General features: G+C 64.2%; 2 pseudogenes. Both read right to left on the bottom strand.

From position 1 onward, the window contains the following. Positions 1-143: 143 nt before the first annotated feature. Positions 144-366, bottom strand: a pseudogene (locus OTB20_RS43125) (helix-turn-helix domain-containing protein); the annotation flags it as partial. A gap of 208 nt (positions 367-574) precedes the next feature. Continuing rightward, positions 575-901, bottom strand: a pseudogene (locus OTB20_RS42250) (transposase); the annotation flags it as partial. Positions 902-1,024: the final 123 nt, after the last annotated feature.

Below are 1,024 nucleotides of genomic sequence, written 5' to 3'. Positions count from 1 at the left end.
CGCCAGTACATCGAAGGCCAGAAACGGCCTGTCTGACCGTCACCACGGAGGCGCAGAGCACTCCGGCGCTCCGCGCCTCCGGTCCCAGGATGCGCTCCTTCCCCCGCTAAAGCAGGGGATACCCGCGTAAGAATTAAGGGATGGAAACTCTTCCCGGTCGAGGACGCGATCTCCTTCACGCTCTGCTCGGCGCGCAGTCCGTCGGCGATGACGATGCGGTTGTCCTGGGTGAGGAAGCGGGGCGATATGGGGCCGGGGGTCGGGAACGACCATGCTTCCAGCATTGATGAACCACAGTGAGCCACAGCTGCTGGACACCCCGACCCGACGGGCCGCGGCAGCACCCTTGTGCCCCTCCCGCAGCAGCTAGAAGTACCGGTTCTTGACAGTGGTCGGCATCTTGTTGGGCGCATACTTCGGCATCCGAACGCTCTCCTTCAGAGAGACGTTCGCAACCACCGATAGGACTCAAGTGCTGTCCAGCGGTCGGTTCTGCCATTCGGTCATGCCTGCCATCACGCTGTCAGTCAGTGATTGGGTCACGACCACCGGGGATCCGTGTACCACTATGGCTGTCGGTGATCGTGGAGATGGTCTCCTTCGTCGTCGTCATGCTGTACGTCTGGGCGAGGTGGGAGACGATCTCGCCGGAGGTCAGGCCCTTCGCGGTCAGCGAGGTCATCCGATCGTCCAGCGCCCCGGTCCGGCGGGCGTACTTGGGGAGCACCCTGGGCTGGAAGGTGCCCAGCCGGTCGCGCAGGACCTGCACCGTGACGGTGCCGACCTCCGTTATCACCTTCTTGCTCCGGTAGCCGTTGCACGTGTTGCCGCCCGAGCGCGACCCGCGCCTGCCGATCCGGCCGGCCTTAGCATCCAGGTGCTCATCCATCTCCGCTTCTAGGTCCTGTCTGGAGTCCGGATCGCGAGTTCGGTAGATCGCCTGCGCGTGGAGGCCCGGTCTTGATAGGCCATCAGTCATGGCGCGAGGCGATCTCACCGACGAGCAGTGGACTCTGATCGAGCC

Source organism: Streptomyces sp. H27-H1 (genome assembly GCF_026627445.1).
Classification (GTDB): Bacteria; Actinomycetota; Actinomycetes; order Streptomycetales; family Streptomycetaceae; genus Streptomyces.
This window is presented reverse-complemented; position numbering and strand designations above follow the sequence as displayed.